The 16888-nt window shown below is 67.8% G+C and carries 16 protein-coding genes; 8 read left to right on the top strand and 8 right to left on the bottom strand.

Annotation, left to right across the window (positions count from 1 at the left end):
- Nucleotides 1–251: 251 nt before the first annotated feature.
- From AC3FMM_RS03430 to AC3FMM_RS03415, 4 genes are all read right to left on the bottom strand, one after another.
- Complete coding sequence (locus AC3FMM_RS03430; RefSeq protein WP_116312281.1) at nt 252–743, bottom strand: TM2 domain-containing protein; 492 nt, start codon at nt 741–743, stop codon at nt 252–254.
- Nucleotides 744–885: 142 nt separating this feature from the next.
- Nucleotides 886–1044 carry a hypothetical protein gene (locus AC3FMM_RS03425; protein WP_018007039.1) on the bottom strand — a complete coding sequence of 53 codons (159 nt, stop codon included), beginning with the start codon at nt 1042–1044 and terminating at the stop codon, nt 886–888.
- Nucleotides 1045–1319: 275 nt separating this feature from the next.
- Nucleotides 1320–1715: a hypothetical protein gene (locus AC3FMM_RS03420; RefSeq protein ID WP_326347363.1), complete on the bottom strand. Its 396-nt coding sequence runs from the start codon at nt 1713–1715 to the stop codon at nt 1320–1322.
- A 153-nt stretch (nt 1716–1868) separates the two neighbouring features.
- On the bottom strand, nt 1869–2993 hold the full coding sequence (locus AC3FMM_RS03415) for a PQQ-dependent sugar dehydrogenase (RefSeq protein WP_488686116.1): 1125 nt from the start codon (nt 2991–2993) through the stop codon (nt 1869–1871).
- 152 nt (nt 2994–3145) lie between these two features.
- Between AC3FMM_RS03415 and rpsP the strand changes: the two genes are divergently transcribed.
- From rpsP to AC3FMM_RS03390, 5 genes are all read left to right on the top strand, one after another.
- Nucleotides 3146–3397 (top strand): 30S ribosomal protein S16, encoded by a 252-nt coding sequence (gene rpsP, locus AC3FMM_RS03410; RefSeq protein WP_111518953.1) that lies wholly within the window; start codon nt 3146–3148, stop codon nt 3395–3397.
- Between the two features lie 122 nt (nt 3398–3519).
- Nucleotides 3520–4143, top strand: a complete 624-nt coding sequence (gene rimM, locus AC3FMM_RS03405; RefSeq protein WP_488686115.1) for a ribosome maturation factor RimM — start codon at nt 3520–3522, stop codon at nt 4141–4143.
- A gap of 42 nt (nt 4144–4185) precedes the next feature.
- Nucleotides 4186–4968: a tRNA (guanosine(37)-N1)-methyltransferase TrmD gene (trmD, locus tag AC3FMM_RS03400; RefSeq protein WP_116312284.1), complete on the top strand. Its 783-nt coding sequence runs from the start codon at nt 4186–4188 to the stop codon at nt 4966–4968.
- A gap of 74 nt (nt 4969–5042) precedes the next feature.
- The gene (gene rplS, locus AC3FMM_RS03395) at nt 5043–5435 is read left to right on the top strand and encodes a 50S ribosomal protein L19 (protein ID WP_012352117.1); all 393 of its coding nucleotides are present in this window, start codon (nt 5043–5045) and stop codon (nt 5433–5435) included.
- Between the two features lie 143 nt (nt 5436–5578).
- Nucleotides 5579–6259 (top strand): CoA pyrophosphatase, encoded by a 681-nt coding sequence (locus AC3FMM_RS03390; protein WP_115679727.1) that lies wholly within the window; start codon nt 5579–5581, stop codon nt 6257–6259.
- A 20-nt stretch (nt 6260–6279) separates the two neighbouring features.
- Here the strand turns inward: AC3FMM_RS03390 and AC3FMM_RS03385 are convergent, their stop codons facing one another.
- A complete protein-coding gene (locus AC3FMM_RS03385; RefSeq protein ID WP_115708627.1) occupies nt 6280–7128 on the bottom strand; it encodes a sulfurtransferase in 849 nt (282 codons plus the stop codon).
- Between the two features lie 207 nt (nt 7129–7335).
- Between AC3FMM_RS03385 and dnaE the strand changes: the two genes are divergently transcribed.
- A complete protein-coding gene (gene dnaE, locus AC3FMM_RS03380) occupies nt 7336–10848 on the top strand; it encodes a DNA polymerase III subunit alpha (protein ID WP_488686114.1) in 3513 nt (1170 codons plus the stop codon).
- Nucleotides 10849–10878: 30 nt separating this feature from the next.
- Here dnaE and AC3FMM_RS03375 read toward each other — a convergent pair whose 3' ends face one another.
- Both AC3FMM_RS03375 and AC3FMM_RS03370 read right to left on the bottom strand, forming a co-directional pair.
- On the bottom strand, nt 10879–11952 hold the full coding sequence (locus AC3FMM_RS03375) for a glycosyltransferase family 4 protein (protein WP_488686113.1): 1074 nt from the start codon (nt 11950–11952) through the stop codon (nt 10879–10881).
- Nucleotides 11953–11999: 47 nt separating this feature from the next.
- Nucleotides 12000–12764: a glycosyltransferase family 2 protein gene (locus tag AC3FMM_RS03370; RefSeq protein WP_488686112.1), complete on the bottom strand. Its 765-nt coding sequence runs from the start codon at nt 12762–12764 to the stop codon at nt 12000–12002.
- A 314-nt stretch (nt 12765–13078) separates the two neighbouring features.
- On the opposite strand from AC3FMM_RS03370, the gene AC3FMM_RS03365 reads away from it, so the two are divergent.
- Nucleotides 13079–13852, top strand: a complete 774-nt coding sequence (locus tag AC3FMM_RS03365) for a glycosyltransferase family 25 protein (RefSeq protein ID WP_116313240.1) — start codon at nt 13079–13081, stop codon at nt 13850–13852.
- 99 nt (nt 13853–13951) lie between these two features.
- Nucleotides 13952–15676, top strand: a complete 1725-nt coding sequence (gene msbA / locus AC3FMM_RS03360; protein WP_473703810.1) for a lipid A export permease/ATP-binding protein MsbA — start codon at nt 13952–13954, stop codon at nt 15674–15676.
- A 72-nt stretch (nt 15677–15748) separates the two neighbouring features.
- Here msbA and waaC read toward each other — a convergent pair whose 3' ends face one another.
- Nucleotides 15749–16726 (bottom strand): lipopolysaccharide heptosyltransferase I, encoded by a 978-nt coding sequence (waaC, locus tag AC3FMM_RS03355; RefSeq protein ID WP_115708635.1) that lies wholly within the window; start codon nt 16724–16726, stop codon nt 15749–15751.
- Between the last annotated feature and the right edge of the window lie 162 nt (nt 16727–16888).

Genomic DNA, 16888 nt, shown 5'->3' with positions numbered 1-16888 from the left:
TTGGCGCTCGATGGCGGCAGTCCCGAGGACAGCGCCAGCCGGACGGCGATCGCCGCCAGGCGTCCTTCCTCATAGCTTGGCATGTCGATTCTTGCTCCTTTGCGCTGCCGGGGCATGGCCTCGCCGCGCGTCGCGCCGCCAGGATCGGACGGCTCTACCAGTATGGGCGAATTGGCGGAAAGCGAAACCGGCGATTGCGGCCGCATTGACCGCGCACAAAAGATGATCGAGGGAGACGATGCGCTGGGAGCCTACTGCGACAGTTCGCGCGCGGCTTCCACCTGCGACTCGAAGAAGGTCTGGAAGCTGATCGCCAGCCCCGCCATCAGCAGGCCGGTACCGATCAGCAGCGACAGGATCACCAGGATCACCACCGGCCAGCCCGAACGCGTGGGTTTGCCGTGCGGGTTGAAGCGGGCATCCCATTTGTCGTCGGGGCGCAGCCCGTAGACGATCGCCGCCAGGAAGGCGCTGATGACGGAAATGCCGCCGGCCACGGCAAAGGTCCAGTTCAGTGCCGGGCTGCCCGCGCCGGCGGCCATCGAGGCCACGCCGATGGCGCCGGCCAGCAACGCCAGCAGGTGCATCCAGCCATACACGTCGCGCAGTCCGCCCAGGTAGAAGCGGTGCGCGCCCAGGCTGCCGAACAGGAACGCCAGCACCACGGTCAGCAGCTTCGATTTGCCACGTGCAGACGGCGCGGCGAGCGGAGAGGCGGGGCGGGCTGGCGTGGCTGCGGGCATGGTCGGAAATAGAGTTTCGGGCCTGGGTGCAGGCCGGCGTTGCGCCGGCATGGAAGTGGCGGCACAAGGGTACCGGCCGGCCCACATTGTACGCCGGCAGTCAGCGCAGGGAAGGGAAGTGCGTCAAAAGGCGCCAGCGGCGCTAATGCCAGCCGCCGGCGATCAGCCCGCGGATAAGGGCCGAGGCGTGCTCGCTGATATGGGTTTCGCTGTAGAGAACCAGGGTCAGGATGCCCATGAACAGAATCGACAGCGATAACTGGCCCGCATGTTCGGCCAGGTCGCTAAGCAGGGGTGACATGACAAACCTCACAGAATTATTGTCATTCTGGAGGCTGCGCCCGGGCCGTCTTGGTCGGGTCCGGCAGGAGGTGTCGGGCAGAGGCAGGTCAGTTCGATTGCCGTCTGCACATGACGGCACGCTGTGAGCCCCGGACAGCGCCGGGCGGCAGCCTGTGCGCGCGCCCGGAATCGGGGCACACACTTAAGTAGAGACAGGCCGGGCGGGGGCGGAGTTCCGCAGCGAGCGACGGGCGCCGCGGTATTCAGCCGCCAGGGAAGCGGCGTCAGCTGCGGTCAGCGGCCGTGGTCGCGGCCGCGCGCTTGCCAGCCGGGGCCGACCTGGCCCTGGCGCGGCTCGTTGCGGGCGTCATTGGGGGGATTGCGCTCCTGGCCGCGGCCGCGGTTGTCGTCGCGGGCGCCGGCTAGCGCGGCGCGGCGGCCGCTGAGGCGGTCGTCGGCGCGGGCGCGCGCCTCCATCCGGTCGATCTGCGCCTGCACGTGTTCACGGCTTTCGGCGCGCACGCTGGCCATCTGCCAGCCATCGCCGGACTGGATCCGGGCGGGCCGGCCATCGGAACGGACTTGTTGCCAGAACGCGACCTGGGCATGGCTGGCGCCTACCGCGCCGACCAGGCCCGAGGCCACCAGGATGCCAGCCACCAGGTCGCGCAGGAGAGAGCGGGTGAGCATGCGGATTCCCAGGGTCCTGTCGCGCTGTGTTGCTGTTGGAAGATGGGTTCATGGTACGCATGGGGCATCGGGGCGCCTATGCCAATCCCGTTACCGGTGTAACGGATTGTTTCGCCCGCACAAAGCCGCGCCGGGCGGGGCTTTCAGCCGGATTCAGGGCTGGTAGCGGATGCGGTAAATCGCCCCTGCATGGTCGTCGCTGACCAGCAGCGAACCGTCAGGCGCGACCAGGACATCGGCGGGCCGGCCCCAGGCCCTGCCGCCGCGCAGCCAGCCCTGCGCGAACACCTCCTGGCGCACGGCCTTGCCGGCGCCGTCCAGCACCACGCGGACCACGCGGTAGCCGGAGGGCTCGCTGCGGTCCCAACTGCCGTGTTCGGCAATCAGGACGTTGTTGCGGTAGTCCGGCGGGAACTGCGTGCCGGTGTAGAAGCGCATGCCCAGCGCGGCGACGTGCGCGCCCAGGCGCGCCACCGGCGGCACGAATTCGGAGCACGGGCGCTTGCCGCCGAATTCCGGGTCGGCGACGTTGCCGGCATGGCAGTAGGGGTAGCCGAAATGCTGGCCGGGCGCGGTGACGCGGTTCAGTTCGTCGTCGGGCACGTCGTCGCCCATGCGGTCGCGGCCGTTGTCGGTGAACCACAGTTCGCGCGTGGCGGGGTGCCAGTCGAAGCCGACGGTGTTGCGCACGCCGCGCGCCACCACCTGCAGGCCGCTGCCGTCGGGCTTCATCCTGACGATGTTGGCATAGCGGGTTTCGTCGGGCTCGCACACGTTGCAGGGGGCGCCGGTGGCGACGTACAGGTAGCCGTCCGGGCCGAAGCCGATGAATTTGCCGCCGTGGTGCCCGTCCGACGGAAAGCGGTCGCTCACCACCCGGGGCGCGGGCGGCTGGTCCAGGCGGGACTCGATCTGGTCGAGCCGCACGATCCTGGAGACCGAGGACGCGTACAGGCTGCCGTCATGGAAGGCCACGCCGAGCGGATTGCGCAAGCCGGTGGCGACAGTGCGTACCCGCTGGCGCGTGCCGAGCGCATCGCTGACCGCATAGAGCTTGCCTTCGCTGCGCGATCCCACGAACAGCGTGCCGGACGGCGAGATCGCCATGGCGCGCGCGCCCGGCACGTCGTCGGTCAGCACCTCGATGCGGAAGCCGGGCGGCAGGCGCAGCTGGTCCAGCGGCAGCGCGGCCAGCGCGGACTGGCTCGTTGCCAGTACCATCAGCGCCAGCAGCGTACGCGATACCATGCCGAACATGAAGTGCAGAGCGGGGCGCATGTATGGCCTCCTGTCGCGGTTTTTGCCACGATGCCTGCGCCGCGTTCACGCGTCAACCACCTAAGTGTTTGTTTGGCCTCGGGAATTGGGCTATACTCTTGCGTTTCGTGTTCGAACGCCCTTGAACACCCCGTTTTCTGAGGAATCATTCCATGGTCGTTATCCGTCTGGCTCGCGGCGGCAGCAAGAAGCGCCCGTTCTTCAACATCGTCGCCACCGACTCGCGCAACCGTCGCGATGGTCGTTTCATTGAGCGCGTTGGTTTCTACAACCCGCTGGCAGCCGAAGGTGAAGAAGGCCTGCGCCTGTCGCAAGACCGCCTGGCCTACTGGCAAGGCGTCGGCGCCCAGCTGTCGCCGACCGTTGCCCGCCTGGTCAAGCAAGGCACCAAGGCTGCTGCCTGATTGCCGTCTGCAACGCGCCCTGCCGTAACCGGCGGGGCGCGTTTGCATTAAGACCACGCGCACCCGTGACTGAGCCAAAGCAGGACGCCGGGCGGCCGACGCGGCCGCCGCTGAACCGGTCCATGAACCGGCCGCAGGGCGAGCCCGCCAAGGCACTCAGGTTGCCCGCGGCGCTGCGGTATACCGATCCGCTGCCCGAAGACCTGGTGGAAGTCGGCTATGTCAGCGCTGCCTATGGCATCCGCGGCTGGATCAAGGTCCAGCCGCATGCCGACGACGCGTCGGCATTGTTGCATGCGCGCCGCTGGTGGCTGCTGAGCCCGCCTCAGGCGGGGCTGGTGGCCGCCGACGCGGCGCGGGCCGAGCCCGTCTGCGTGAAGATCGCGCAGTCGCGCGAGCACAGCGGCACGGTGGTGGCGCAGGCGGCCAGCGTAGCCGACCGCAATCTTGCGGAAGCGCTGCGTGGCCGTCGCGTGTGGATCCGGCGCGCGGATTTTCCGGTGCCGGAAGAAGATGAGTTCTACTGGGTCGACCTGATCGGCTGCAGCGTCAGCAACGAGCAAGGCGAGTTGCTGGGCGAGGTGTCCGGGCTGATCGACAACGGTGCCCACCAGATCCTGCAGGTTGCCTTCGTGCAGCCCGACGGCAAGGCCGGCGAACGGCTGATTCCATTTGTCGACGCGTTCCTGCGCACGGTGGATACCGCGGGCAAGCGCATCGTGGTGGACTGGGGGCTCGATTACTGAGCAGTGCCTGCGTGGATGCGGGATAAGGAAGGGAGAGAGCGGATGCAGTTCGACGTGATCACGCTGTTTCCCGAAATGTTTCGCGCGCTGACCGACTGGGGCATTACCAGCCGGGCAGCCAAGCAGCAGCGGTATGCGTTGCGCAGCTGGAATCCACGTGATTTCACCGTCGACAACTACCGCACCATCGACGACCGGCCCTATGGCGGCGGTCCCGGCATGGTGATGCTGGCCAAGCCGCTGGACGATGCCATCGATGCCGCGGTGGCGGCGCAGGCGCAAGCCGGCGTGGCGAAGCCGCATGTGGTGCTGATGTCGCCGCAGGGCAAGACGCTGACGCATGCCAAGGTCATGGAGCTGGCCCAGCGGCCGGGCCTGGTGTTGCTGTGCGGCAGGTATGAGGCGATCGACCAGCGGCTGATCGATCGCCGCGTGGACGAGGAAATCAGCCTCGGCGATTTCGTGCTGTCGGGCGGCGAACTGCCGGCGATGGCGCTGATCGATGCGGTGGTGCGCCACCTGCCCGGGGTGCTGGGCGACGCGCAATCGGCGGTGCAGGACAGCTTTGTCAACGGCCTGCTGGATTGCCCGCACTACACCCGGCCGGAAGAATATGAAGGCGTGCGGGTCCCCGACATCCTGCTCGGTGGCCATCATGCCGAGATTGAAAAATGGCGGCGCCAGCAGGCGCTGGCCAATACCGCGCGCAAGCGTCCCGACCTGATCGAGGCGGCCCGCGAACAAGGTTTGCTGACCCGTGCCGACGAGAAATTCCTGTCGGAGTGGGCGGTGAAAGAAGGGCGGGGGGAAACTCCCGCCAGGTAAAACCCCATCCTCTGCCGGGGCCCGGGAAGTCCTGGGGCATACAACGCCGGCACGATGGTTACGGAGAAAAAACGATGAACCTCATCGAACAGATCGAGAAGGAAGAGATCGCGCGCCTGACCGCGAACAAGACCATCCCCGCATTCGCGCCCGGCGACACCGTCGTCGTCAGCGTCAATGTGGTCGAAGGTAACCGCAAGCGCGTGCAGGCCTACGAAGGCGTCGTGATTGCCAAGCGCAACCGCGGCCTGAACTCGTCCTTCATCGTGCGCAAGATCTCGTCGGGTGAAGGCGTGGAGCGTACGTTCCAGCTGTACTCGCCGCTGATCGCCGGCATCGAAGTGAAGCGCCGCGGCGACGTGCGTCGCGCCAAGCTGTACTATCTGCGCCAGCGTTCGGGCAAGTCCGCACGTATCAAGGAAAAGCTGGTGTCGAAGGCTGCCGCCGCTGCCAAGGCCGCGGAGTAAGCCGGACGTGCCGGCCGGGGCGACCCGGCCAGCGTTTCCTCAGGAAGGGCACCCCAGGGTGCCCTTTTTGCATGGTGGCGCGGGGCGACTGCCGCGCTTTGCTGCGGCGCCAGATGGCGCGCTTCTGTCATACTTGCGATGTTATGCGTCCCGCCTTCGATCCCGAATCCCTTCCCGTCATCGATACCGACCTGCGCAACGGCGCGCTGAGCGCGCCGCGCCTGCAGGTCGACTTTATCCGGCACCGCTTCCGGGCGCCGCCGGCGTGGGCGCCCGAGCTGACCGACGAGTCGCGGGTCTACGATCGCAGCCGCGGGCTGCGCGATGCCGCGGTGCTGGTGCCGCTGGTCGAGCGCAGCGATGGCCTGACGGTGCTGCTGACGCAGCGCAATGCCAATCTCAGCGCGCATGCCGGTCAGATCAGCTTTCCCGGCGGGCGGCAGGAGTCGTGGGACGTCAACCGCATCGACACCGCGCTGCGCGAGACGGAAGAAGAAGTCGGGCTGGAGCGCGACTATGTCGAGGTGCTGGGCGCGCTGCCGGATTACATCACCGGCACCGGCTTCCATGTGAGCCCGGTGGTGGGCCTGGTGCGCGATGGCTTCACGCTGCGGCCGGACGCTTCGGAAGTGGCCGATGTCTTCGAAGTGCCGCTGGCCTTCCTGATGGATCCGTCCCACCATGAGCGGCGCCTGTTCCGCTGGGTCGACGGCGAACGCATGTTCTACGCCATGCCCTATCCGCGCGAGAACGGCGGCCAGCGCTTTATCTGGGGCGCCACCGCCGGCATGCTGCGCAACCTCTACCACCTGCTCGCGGCCTGAGCCGCGTACGCGGGCAGCCCTCAGGCGGCGGCCCGGTCCTTGCCGCCGATGCAGTGCGGGCAGCTCTTGCCGACCACATAGTGCGGGCTTTGCTGCTGTTCGGGCGTGACCACGGCGCGGCAGGCAAAGCACTGCTTCGGCCCGGCCGGTTCCAGGCTGGGGTTCAGCGCGGTGCGGTAGTCGAAGACGAAGCAATCGCCGCGATAGTGGCTGCCGCCGACTTCCTCGAAGTACTTCAGGATGCCGCCTTCGAGCTGGTAGACGCGCTCGATGCCGACTTCCTGCATATGGATCGCGGCCTTCTCGCAGCGGATGCCGCCGGTGCAGAACGAGACCACGGTCTTGCCCGCCAGGTCTGCCTTGTGCGCGGCGACGGCGTCGGGAAATTCGCTGAACTTGGCGATGTCGTACTCGACCGCGTCCTCGAAGGTGCCGACCGCCACCTCGAAATCATTGCGGGTATCGAGCATCACCACCGGACGGCCTTCATCGTCGTGCCCCTGGTCCAGCCAGCGCTTCAGGTCCACCGGCCGCACCGACGGCGCGCGGCCCGCCTCGGGGCGGATCAGCGGCATCTTCATGGTGATGATTTCCTTCTTGGCGCGCACCAGCATGCGCTTGAAGGGCTGATGGTCCGACAGGCTTTCCTTGGGGGCGATATCGGCAAAGCGCGCGTCCGCGTGCAGCCACGCCATGAAGCTGTCGATGGCTTCGCGCGGACCGGCCAGGAACAGGTTGATGCCTTCCGGCGCGAGCAGGATCGTGCCCTTCAGGCCCGCCGCCTCGCAGCGCTCGCGCATGGCCGGGCGCAGGGTCTCGATGTCGTCCAGCGAGACAAACTTGTAAGCGGAAATATTGACGATCTGCATGGGACACTGCGCCGCCGCGGCGGCGTCCCGAAGGGCGCCGACAGCTTGCGATAACTGCCTGATTGGAAAGGCGAAATTATAGCGTGCCCGGACCCTGCGTGTGGCGCATTCCCAAGCACGCCACGCCGCTATGCGCGCGCGCTGCGCGCTCCGGTGGCGCGCAACATTGGCGGCATGCGGGCGGGCCGAGCCGGTACAATGTCGCCCATGTCCGCACCCCGCTTCGTCCACCTCCGCCTGCATTCCGAATACTCCGTCGTGGACGGCATTGTCCGCCTCGATGATGCCGTCAAGGCCGCCGCCGCCGATGGCATGGGCGCGCTCGCCCTGACCGACCTTGCCAACGCCTTCGGGCTGATCCGCTACTACAAGGAAGCGCGTGGCAAGGGCGTGAAGCCGGTGGTCGGCGCCGACGTGTGGCTGACCAACGCCGAGGACCGCGACAAGCCCGCGCGCCTGCTGTTGCTGGTGCAGGACCGGCGCGGCTACCTGAACCTGTGCATGCTGCTTTCGCGCGCGTGGCTGGGCAACCAGCATCGCGGCCGCGCCGAGATCGATCCGTCGTGGTTCCTGGAACCGGGCGAAGACGACCTGCCGCTGGCCACCGGCCTGATTGCGCTGTCGGGCGCGATGGGCGGCGATATCGGCATGGCGCTGGCCAACGGCAATGCCGACGGCGCGCGCCGTGCCGCGCAGCACTGGGCCTCGGTGTTCCCGCAGCGCTTCTATATCGAACTGCAGCGCGCCGGCCACGCCGGCAGCGATGCCTATGTGCAGCAGGCCGTGCAGCTGGCGGCCGAGCTGCAATTGCCGGTGGTTGCCACGCATCCGGTGCAGTTCATGACGCCGGACGACTACACCGCGCATGAAGCGCGCGTCTGCATCGCCGAGGGCGAACTGCTCGCCAACCCGCGCCGCACGCGGCGCTTCACCACCGACCAGTACTTCAAGACCCAGGACGAGATGTGCGCGCTGTTCGCGGACATTCCGTCGGCGCTGGAGAACGCGGTCGAGATCGCGCGCCGCTGCAACCTGACGCTGGAGCTGGGCAAGCCGCGCCTGCCGCTGTTCCCGACGCCGGACGGCATGTCGCTCGACGACTACCTCGTGTTCATGGCCAAGGACGGCCTCGAGAAGCGCCTCGCGGTGCTGTTCCCGGACGAGGCGGTGCGCGAGGCGAAGCGCCCGGAATACTACGCGCGGCTGGAGTTCGAGACCGGCACCATCATCAAGATGGGCTTCCCCGGCTACTTCCTGATCGTCGCGGACTTTATCAACTGGGCCAAGAACAACGGCGTGCCGGTGGGCCCGGGCCGCGGCTCGGGTGCGGGCTCGCTGGTCGCCTATGCGCTGGGCATTACCGACCTGGACCCGCTCAAGTACGCGCTGCTGTTCGAGCGTTTCCTGAACCCGGAACGGGTCTCGATGCCCGACTTCGACATCGACTTCTGCCAGCACGGTCGCGATCGCGTGATCACGTACGTGAAGGAAAAGTACGGCAAGGACGCGGTGTCGCAGATCGCCACGTTCGGCACCATGGCAGCCAAGGCTGCGGTGCGCGACGTGGGCCGCGTGCTCGACCTCGGCTACGGCTTCGTCGACGGCATCGCCAAGCTGATCCCGTTCAAGCCGGGCAAGCTGGTCACCATCGAAGAAGCCAAGAAGGAAGAGCCGCTGCTGACCGAGCGCGAGCGCAACGAGGAAGAAGTGCGCCAGTTGCTGGAGCTGGCGCAGCGCGTCGAGGGCATGACCCGCAACGTCGGCATGCACGCCGGCGGCGTGCTGATCGCGCCGGGCAGGCTGACCGACTTCTGTCCGCTGTACACGCAGGGCGGGCAGAACGACGGCATGAGCGGCGTGGTCAGCCAGTACGACAAGGATGACGTCGAGGCCGCCGGGCTGGTCAAGTTCGACTTTCTGGGCCTGACCACGCTGACCATCCTGGACTGGGCCGAGCGCTATATCCGCCGCCTGGACCCGAGCAAGGCCGACTGGAACTGCAGCCATATCCCGCTCGACGACGGCCCCGCCTTCGACATCCTCAAGACCGCCAACACGGTCGCCGTGTTCCAGCTGGAAAGCCGCGGCATGCAGGGCATGCTGAAGGATGCCAAGCCTGACCGCTTCGAGGACATCATCGCGCTGGTGGCGCTGTACCGCCCGGGCCCGATGGACCTGATCCCCAGCTTCTGCGCGCGCAAGCACGGCCGCGAGAAGGTGGAGTATCCCGATCCGCGCGTCGAACCCGTCCTGAAAGAGACCTACGGCATCATGGTCTACCAGGAGCAGGTGATGCAGATGGCGCAGATCATCGGCGGTTACTCGCTGGGCGGCGCCGACCTGCTGCGCCGCGCCATGGGCAAGAAGAAGCCCGAGGAAATGGCGCAGCACCGCGTCATGTTCCGCGAGGGCGCCGACAAGAACGGGCTGTCCGCGCAGCAGGCCGACGATATCTTCGACCTGATGGAGAAGTTCGCGGGCTACGGCTTCAACAAGTCGCACGCGGCCGCCTATGCACTGCTGGCGTACTACACCGCGTGGCTCAAGGCCCACCATCCGGCCGAATTCATGGCAGCCAACATGTCGCTGGCCATGGACGACACCGACAAGGTCAAGATCCTCTACGAGGACTGCAAGCTCAACAAGATCGCGGTGCTGCCGCCCGATGTCAACGCCAGCGAGTACCGCTTCGCGCCGACCGATCCGAAGACCATCCGCTACGGCCTCGGCGGCATCAAGGGCAGCGGGCAGGGCGCGATCGAGGACATCCTGCGCGCGCGCGAGGAGCGGCCCTTCACCGACCTGTTCGATTTCTGCGAGCGGGTCGACCGCCGCCAGGTCAACCGACGCACCATCGAGGCGCTGATCCGCGCCGGCGCCTTCGACAGCCTCAACGACAACCGCGCGCAGCTGCTCGCGTCGGTGCCGATCGCGATGGAAGCCGCCGAGCAGAAGGCAGAATCGGCCAACCAGGTGTCGCTGTTCGACCTGATGGGCGACGCCGGCGACGCGCACCGCCCGGAGCTGCTCGACGAGCCGCGCTGGAGCCCCAAGCGCACGCTGCAGGAAGAGAAGCAGGCGCTCGGTTACTACTTCTCGGGCCACCTGTTCGACGCCTACCGCGACGAGGTACGCCGCTTCAACAAGGGCACGCTGGCCGGGCTGGAAAAGGAAGTGCAGGGCAACGGCGGCGGCTTCGGCCGCGACGTGCGCGGCAAGACCATCGCCGGCGTGATCAGCGGCATGCGCACACAGATGACCCAGCGCGGCAAGATGCTGATCGTCACGCTCGACGACGGCACCGGCCTGGTCGAGATGACCGTGTTCAACGAAGTCTTCGACGCCAACCGGCAGATGTTCCGCGAGGACGAACTGCTGATCGCCACCGGCAATGCGCGCCACGATACCTTCACCGGCGGCGTGCGCTTCACCGCCGAATCGGTGATGGACCTGGTCGCCGCGCGGGTGCGCTTTGCCAGCGCGGTGCGGCTGTCGATGAACGGCAATTCCTCGACCGGCATGCTGCGCGAGCTGCTGATGCCCCACCTGGCCCGTGCCAGCGGCGTGCAGGGCCTGCCGGTGCGGATCCGCTACGAGGCGAAGTCTGCCAGCTGCGAGGCCATGCTCGGCCCCGACTGGCAGGTAGTGCCGTCGGACGAGGCGCTGACCGCGCTGCGCCAGGTGCTGTCGGCGGATGCCGTCAGCACGGTCTACGAATAAGCGCGGCCTGAATTCGTTGCCGACGCCGCTTCAGGCGGCGTGCCGGGCGGCGCGCGCGTCGGCGGCGAGCCGCAGCAGGGTGTCGACATGGACCTCGATATCCGGATCGTAGTCGAGCAGCGCGAGCGGGTTCGCCAGCCGCGCCCGGCCGCTGCGCACCGACGCCACCGCGGCGCGGATGGCATGGTCCAGGGTCTCGCCGCGCGCGCGCGAGAACGCATGCACCGCCTGCGGCCGGATCACTTCCAGGCAGGCGATATTGTCGGCAAATACCAGCGGCGTGCCGCACAGCACCGATTCCACCCCCACCAGCCCGAACGGCTCATAGCCCGAGGCCAGGATGGTGAAGTCGGCGGCGCGGTAGAGTGCGTCGATGCGGCTGCTGTAGCCCAGCTCGCGCACGCGCGGGATGGTGCGCCCGACCGGGCGGCCGGCCACGGCCAGCGTGATCGGCAGGTCCGAGCGGGAGAAATAATCGGCGAGCAGGTCGAAGCCCTTGCGCGCATGGCCCGACGACGGAAACAGGAACACGATCTCGTCGTCGCCGAAGCCGAATTCGCGCCGCAGCTCGGCGCGCGCACCGTCATCGACCGGCGTGAAGCGCTGCGTGTCGACCGGCGGGTAGACCAGCTCGACGCGCTCGGGCGCGATGCCGTACAGCTCGATCACTTCGCGCCGCATCAGCGCGGAATGCGCCACCACGCGCTGCGCGCCGGCATATTGCGCGCTTTCGAGGTCGATCTGCCACTGGTCCGAGCGCCGCGCCGGCGTGCCGCGCGCGGCGAGGTAGCCGCGATGCGTGCCGCCGCAGATGGCGATATCGGAACCGCGCACGCGGTTGCAGCCGATCAGCGCTTCGCCGGCATCGCGCAGCCCCTGCAGCCGCCACGAGAAATAGCGGTCGCGCAGCTTGCCGGGCAGCCACGACACCACGATCCGATGCGCGGCAACGCCCGCGGACGCCGCCACGCCGGCGTCGAAGCGGCGTGCGTAGACCGAGACTTCGGTATCGGCGCGCTTCGCCATGGCCCGGCTGATGTCGAGCGCGTAGCGCTCCAGGCCGCCGCCGGCGCCGAAGCGATTGCAGGAGATGCCAACTTTCATCGATCGAGAAGGTAAGGGTGGGGCGCCGCGCGGCCGCGTGGGGCGCTTCAGCCGGCAGCCTTGTTTTCGGCCGCGGCGTGCAGTTGCGCCAGCTTGGCGTACTTGTAGTAGCTGGCCTGCGCATTCATCAGCGCGACGCCGAAGCCGGCGCCGCCGTCGAGGAAGCCGCGCTTGAGCAGGTAGGTGCGCACGAACGCCCACAGGCCGTGGCCCGCCGCCGATGCAACCGAGCTGCGCTTGCCGCGCGCGTAGGCCTGCTGCGCGCCGGCGCTGGAATAGCTGTCGATCTTGCGCAGCACGTCTGACAGCGAGCGGTAGCTGTAGTGCACCAGCGGCTCGCGCAGCCGCGTGACCGGGTCGTCCACCTTGAGGTGCTCGTGCACCAGATCGTCGGTGAAGCGGCCGCGGCCCTTGCGGAAGACGCGGGTGACGTAGTCCGGATACCAGCCGGCGTGGCGCACGAAGGTGCCGCAGAAAGCGGACAGGCGCGGCAGCGCCAGCGCGCGGGCGTCTGCCTGCGGCAAGTGCTTCAGGATTTCATCGCGCAGCGCCGGAGGGACGCGTTCATCGGCGTCCAGGCTGAGGATCCAGTCGCCGCTGGCGGCCTGGACCGCGCGGTTTTTCTGCGGGCCGAAACCTGGCCAGTCGTCGGTCTGGATCACGGTGGCGCCGGCGGCACGCGCGATCGCCACCGTATCGTCCGTGCTGGCCCAATCCACTATAATCGCCTCTTCGCACCAGGACACGCTTTCAAGGCATGGCCCGATATTGTGAGCTTCATTCCTGGTAATGATGACGGCGGAGACTTTCATGGAACGTAGGGGCGCGCCCCGTCCGGGCCAGGCCGGCCAGCCGCCGGCGTCGCCGCCAGCCGGGCGCTGATGGAAGAGCGCGTATTCTACCGCACCGACGCAGTGGCCCCGCAGCCGCCTGCCCGCGATTGCCGGTGCGCACCGGCGCGCGCCGAAGCCCAGATCTCAGTTGCCAAATTGATGACACGAGCACATTGGTCCCGATTCGCAGGGATGGAAACGGTTTTATCCCTGGTGGCATGTGCCGCATCGATCGCCGCCGCATCGATCTCCCTTTCACGCCGGACCGGCCAGCACGCACGGGCGGTGGCGGCATGATCGGCGCCTATGTGATCAACCTCGAAACCGCGCAGGCGCGCCGCGAGCGCATTGCCGGCCAGCTGACGCGCCTGGGCGTGCCGTTCCAGGTGTTTGCCGCCGTGAATGGACGCGCGCTGGCCGAGGACGAGGTCGCGCGCCGCTATGATGCGCAGGCCGCCAGCACCAGCTACCGCCCGATGAGCCGCGGAGAGATCGGCTGCGCGCTGAGCCATCTCGGGGTCTACCGCAAGATGCTAGAGGACGGCGCCAGCCTGGCGCTGGTGCTGGAAGACGATGCACTGCTGGGCGATGACGTGCCGGCGGTGCTCGAGGCGCTGGCGTCGCAGCTGGACCCTGCCCGACCGGAGGTCGTGCTGCTGTCGCATGTCGATAAATTCACCCGCTGGGGCACCAGGCCGCTCGGCCAACGACGCAAGCTGGTGCGCCGCTATGGCGAATGGTGGCGCGCGCATGGCTACGTCGTCACCCGCGCGGCCGCAGAGCGGCTGCTTGCCGGGCTGCAGCCGACCTGGTGCGCGGCCGACTACTGGTCCGCGTTCGAGCGGCGCGGGCTGGTCTCGGTGCGCGCCGTGGTCCCGTATTGCATCGGCCTGACCGAACTGGCCGAGGCCTCGTCGCTGGAAACGCATCGCGCCGACCTCGACGCCACCGACAAGGCGCGCCGCAGTGTCGGCTATTATCTGCGCCGCTATGTCTACCAGCGCTTCCTGTTCCAGGTCTTCGTCAGGCCCTTCCTGCGCGTCGCGCGCCAGAAGCGGCCGGGCTAGCGCCGCGCCCTGGTGCCGCAACGCCGCCTTCACCCAGAAGAAAACTCAGTGACCACATCCAAACCGCCCATTTCGCCAGGTGCCGCCGTGCCGTCCAGCATGGCCAGCCGGCTCTGGTCTTACCTGCGCCCCGAGCTGCGCATCTTCATCGGCGCCATCCTCGCGATGGCGGTGGTGGCCGCCAGCGAAGGGGTGATCCCCAAGGTCGTCAACGACCTGCTCGACAAGGGCTTCGGCGGCGACTATGCCGGCACGCTGTGGCATGTGCCGGCGATCCTGACCGGCGTGGCGCTGATCCGCGGCGTGGCGCAGTTCACGTCGGGCTACCTGCTCAACCTGATCTCGAACCGCGTGCTGCTGAAGATGCGGCTGCAGATGTTCGAGCGCCTGCTGCAGGCGCCGGCGTCGTTCTACCACCGCAATACCGCGGCGTCGCTGATCAACGCGGTGATCTTCGAGGTCAACCAGGTGCTGCAGATCCTGACCAGCGTGTTCATCACGCTGGTGCGCGATTCGCTGACCGTGGTCGCGCTGCTGATCTACCTGTTCTATACCAACTGGCGCCTGACGCTGATCGTCGCGGTGATCCTGCCGGTGATCGGCTACCTGATGTCGAAGATCAACCGCCGGCTGCGCAAGCTCAACCGCGATCACCAGACCTATACCAACAACGCCGCCTACGTGGTCGAAGAGGCCGTGGGCGGCTACAAGGTGGTCAAGCTGCATGGCGGCGAGGCCTATGAACTGCGGCGCTTCCGCACCGTGGCCGAGCGGCTCAAGAACTACTCGATGCGGATGGCGGTGGCGGGCGGGCTGAACCAGCCGGTCACGGCCTTCCTGGCGGCGCTGGCGCTGTCGGTGATCATCACCATCGCCATGGTCCAGGCGCAGGCCAACCAGACCACGGTGGGCGGCTTTACCGGCTTTGTGATGGCGATGCTGCTGCTGATCTCGCCGCTCAAGCACCTGACCGACATCAACCAGCCGCTGACGCGCGGCATCACCGCCGCCGAGATGATCTTCCGGCTGATCGACGAACCGGTCGAGCCGCAGGACGGCGGCAAGCCGCTTGCCCGCGCCCGCGGCGAACTGGCCTTCGAGCAGGTCGGCTTCCGCTATGGCGAGGCGCCGCGCGCCGCGCTGGAAGGCATCGACCTGCGCGTCAGCCCGGGCGAGGTGGTGGCGCTGGTGGGCCCGTCGGGCAGCGGCAAGACCACGCTGGTCAACCTGGTGCCGCGCTTCTTCGATCCCACCTCGGGGCGCATCCTGCTCGACGGCGTGCCGCTGACCGAGCTGGCGCTCAAGGACCTGCGCAACCAGATCGCCTTTGTCAGCCAGGACGTGGTGCTGTTCAACGACACGGTCGCGGCCAATGTGGCCTATGGCGCGCAACCCGGCAGCGAGATCGACATGGCCCGTGTCGAGCGCGCGCTGGCGGCAGCCTACCTGACCGAAACCGTCAAGGGCCTGCCCGAGGGCGTGCAGACCAATATCGGCGACAACGGCATGAAGCTGTCCGGCGGCCAGCGCCAGCGCCTGGCGATCGCGCGCGCGCTGTACAAGGATGCGCCGATCCTGATCCTGGACGAGGCCACCTCGGCGCTGGACTCGGAATCCGAGCGGCAGGTGCAGGCGGCACTGGAGGAGCTGATGAAGGGCCGCACCACGCTGGTGATCGCGCACCGGCTGTCGACCATCGAGAATGCCGATCGCATCGCCGTGCTCGACCATGGCCGCGTCGCCGAGACCGGCAGCCACGCGCAGCTGCTGGCGGCCAATGGCCTGTACGCCGGGCTGCACCGGATCCAGTTCGCCAGCCAGTAGGCGGCGGGGAACCATCAAGAAAAAGGGCCGGCGCATTTGCGCCGGCCCTTTTTTATTCCCGTGCCTCGGGCATCAGTGGGTCGAAGTGACCCGGGGCATCACCTCGTCGATGGCCGCCAGCACTTCGGCCCGTTGCGGCACCACGCCGCCGCCGCCCAGCGACACCGCGCGGCCGGGCGCATCGACGCCGTACAGGTGGCGCGAGGTCGTGGTGAACAGGATCACCGTGGGCCGGCGCAGCGCGTCGGCAATATGCACGAAGCCGGTGTCCATGCCGACCACCAGCGACGCCTTGCCCACCATCTGCGCCACGCCGGTGATGCTCAGGCGCGGCATCACCTCGGCGCCGGGCACGCTGGCGGCGATGGTCTCGGCTTCCAGGCGCTCGGCGTCATTGCCCCAGGGCACCAGCACGCGCAGGCCGCGCGCCGAGATGGCGCTGCCGACGCTGATCCAGTCGGCCACCGGCCACTTCTTTTCCTCGCTGGAAGTGGCGTGGAACAGCATCGCATAGGGGCCCTTGCCGGCGGCAGCGGGCGTGTCGGCCGGCATTTTCAGGCCGTAGTCCATCTCGCGGGTCATTTCGTAGCCGAGCGCGCGGCTGACGGCGCGGCGCATGCGGTTGCGCGCGCAGTCCTCTTCCACGAACGGCTGGAACACATGGTTGTAGGCGAAGCGTGCGCCACTCTCGCCCAGTTCCTGGACCGGCAGGCCGTAACGACGGCGGGTGCGGGCGAGGAAGGTGACGATGGCGCTCTTGTAGACGCCGTGGACATCCAGCACCGCATCGTACTTCTCGCGGCGCAAGGCGCGCAGGGCAGTGAAGATCTCGCGCAGTCCGGCCCAGCTGCGCGCCTTCTTGAAGCCGCGCAGCGGTGCGGCGATCACGCGATCGATGTTGGGGTTCCAGCGCGGCACGTCGGCGCAGTAGGAGTCGGCGATCCAGTCGATCTTGACGCCGGGAAAGGCGCGCTGCAGGTCAGCCACCAGCGGCTGGGTGAACACCATGTCGCCGAGCGAAGTCAGCTTGACGATGAGAATGCGTTTCATCGGGAACAGTCGTGCGGTCAGGGGCCCGCCTGGTTCGGAAGGTGCGTAGTATGCCTGATCCGGCCGGCATCTGTCCGTGCGATGGATGGTCGACATGCGGCCCGCCGGCTTGCGCGCGATCCGTTAGTATTGGTGCAGAAGCCTCACGACGATGACGCCAAT

Source organism: Cupriavidus sp. 207A1, assembly GCF_057798955.1.
This window is presented reverse-complemented; position numbering and strand designations above follow the sequence as displayed.

Bases quoted from the DNA above. Each gene is read 5' to 3' on its own strand.
- AC3FMM_RS03430 (WP_116312281.1), bottom strand. From the start codon at position 743: ATGCCCGCAGCCACGCCAGCCCGCCCCGCCTCTCCGCTCGCCGCGCCG.
- AC3FMM_RS03425 (WP_018007039.1), bottom strand. From the start codon at position 1,044: ATGTCACCCCTGCTTAGCGACCTGGCCGAACATGCGGGCCAGTTATCG.
- AC3FMM_RS03420 (WP_326347363.1), bottom strand. From the start codon at position 1,715: ATGCTCACCCGCTCTCTCCTGCGCGACCTGGTGGCTGGCATCCTGGTG.
- AC3FMM_RS03415 (WP_488686116.1), bottom strand. From the start codon at position 2,993: ATGCGCCCCGCTCTGCACTTCATGTTCGGCATGGTATCGCGTACGCTG.
- rpsP (WP_111518953.1), top strand. From the start codon at position 3,146: ATGGTCGTTATCCGTCTGGCTCGCGGCGGCAGCAAGAAGCGCCCGTTC.
- rimM (WP_488686115.1), top strand. From the start codon at position 3,520: ATGAACCGGCCGCAGGGCGAGCCCGCCAAGGCACTCAGGTTGCCCGCG.
- trmD (WP_116312284.1), top strand. From the start codon at position 4,186: ATGCAGTTCGACGTGATCACGCTGTTTCCCGAAATGTTTCGCGCGCTG.
- rplS (WP_012352117.1), top strand. From the start codon at position 5,043: ATGAACCTCATCGAACAGATCGAGAAGGAAGAGATCGCGCGCCTGACC.
- AC3FMM_RS03390 (WP_115679727.1), top strand. From the start codon at position 5,579: ATGCGTCCCGCCTTCGATCCCGAATCCCTTCCCGTCATCGATACCGAC.
- AC3FMM_RS03385 (WP_115708627.1), bottom strand. From the start codon at position 7,128: ATGCAGATCGTCAATATTTCCGCTTACAAGTTTGTCTCGCTGGACGAC.
- dnaE (WP_488686114.1), top strand. From the start codon at position 7,336: ATGTCCGCACCCCGCTTCGTCCACCTCCGCCTGCATTCCGAATACTCC.
- AC3FMM_RS03375 (WP_488686113.1), bottom strand. From the start codon at position 11,952: ATGAAAGTTGGCATCTCCTGCAATCGCTTCGGCGCCGGCGGCGGCCTG.
- AC3FMM_RS03370 (WP_488686112.1), bottom strand. From the start codon at position 12,764: ATGAAAGTCTCCGCCGTCATCATTACCAGGAATGAAGCTCACAATATC.
- AC3FMM_RS03365 (WP_116313240.1), top strand. From the start codon at position 13,079: ATGATCGGCGCCTATGTGATCAACCTCGAAACCGCGCAGGCGCGCCGC.
- msbA (WP_473703810.1), top strand. From the start codon at position 13,952: ATGGCCAGCCGGCTCTGGTCTTACCTGCGCCCCGAGCTGCGCATCTTC.
- waaC (WP_115708635.1), bottom strand. From the start codon at position 16,726: ATGAAACGCATTCTCATCGTCAAGCTGACTTCGCTCGGCGACATGGTG.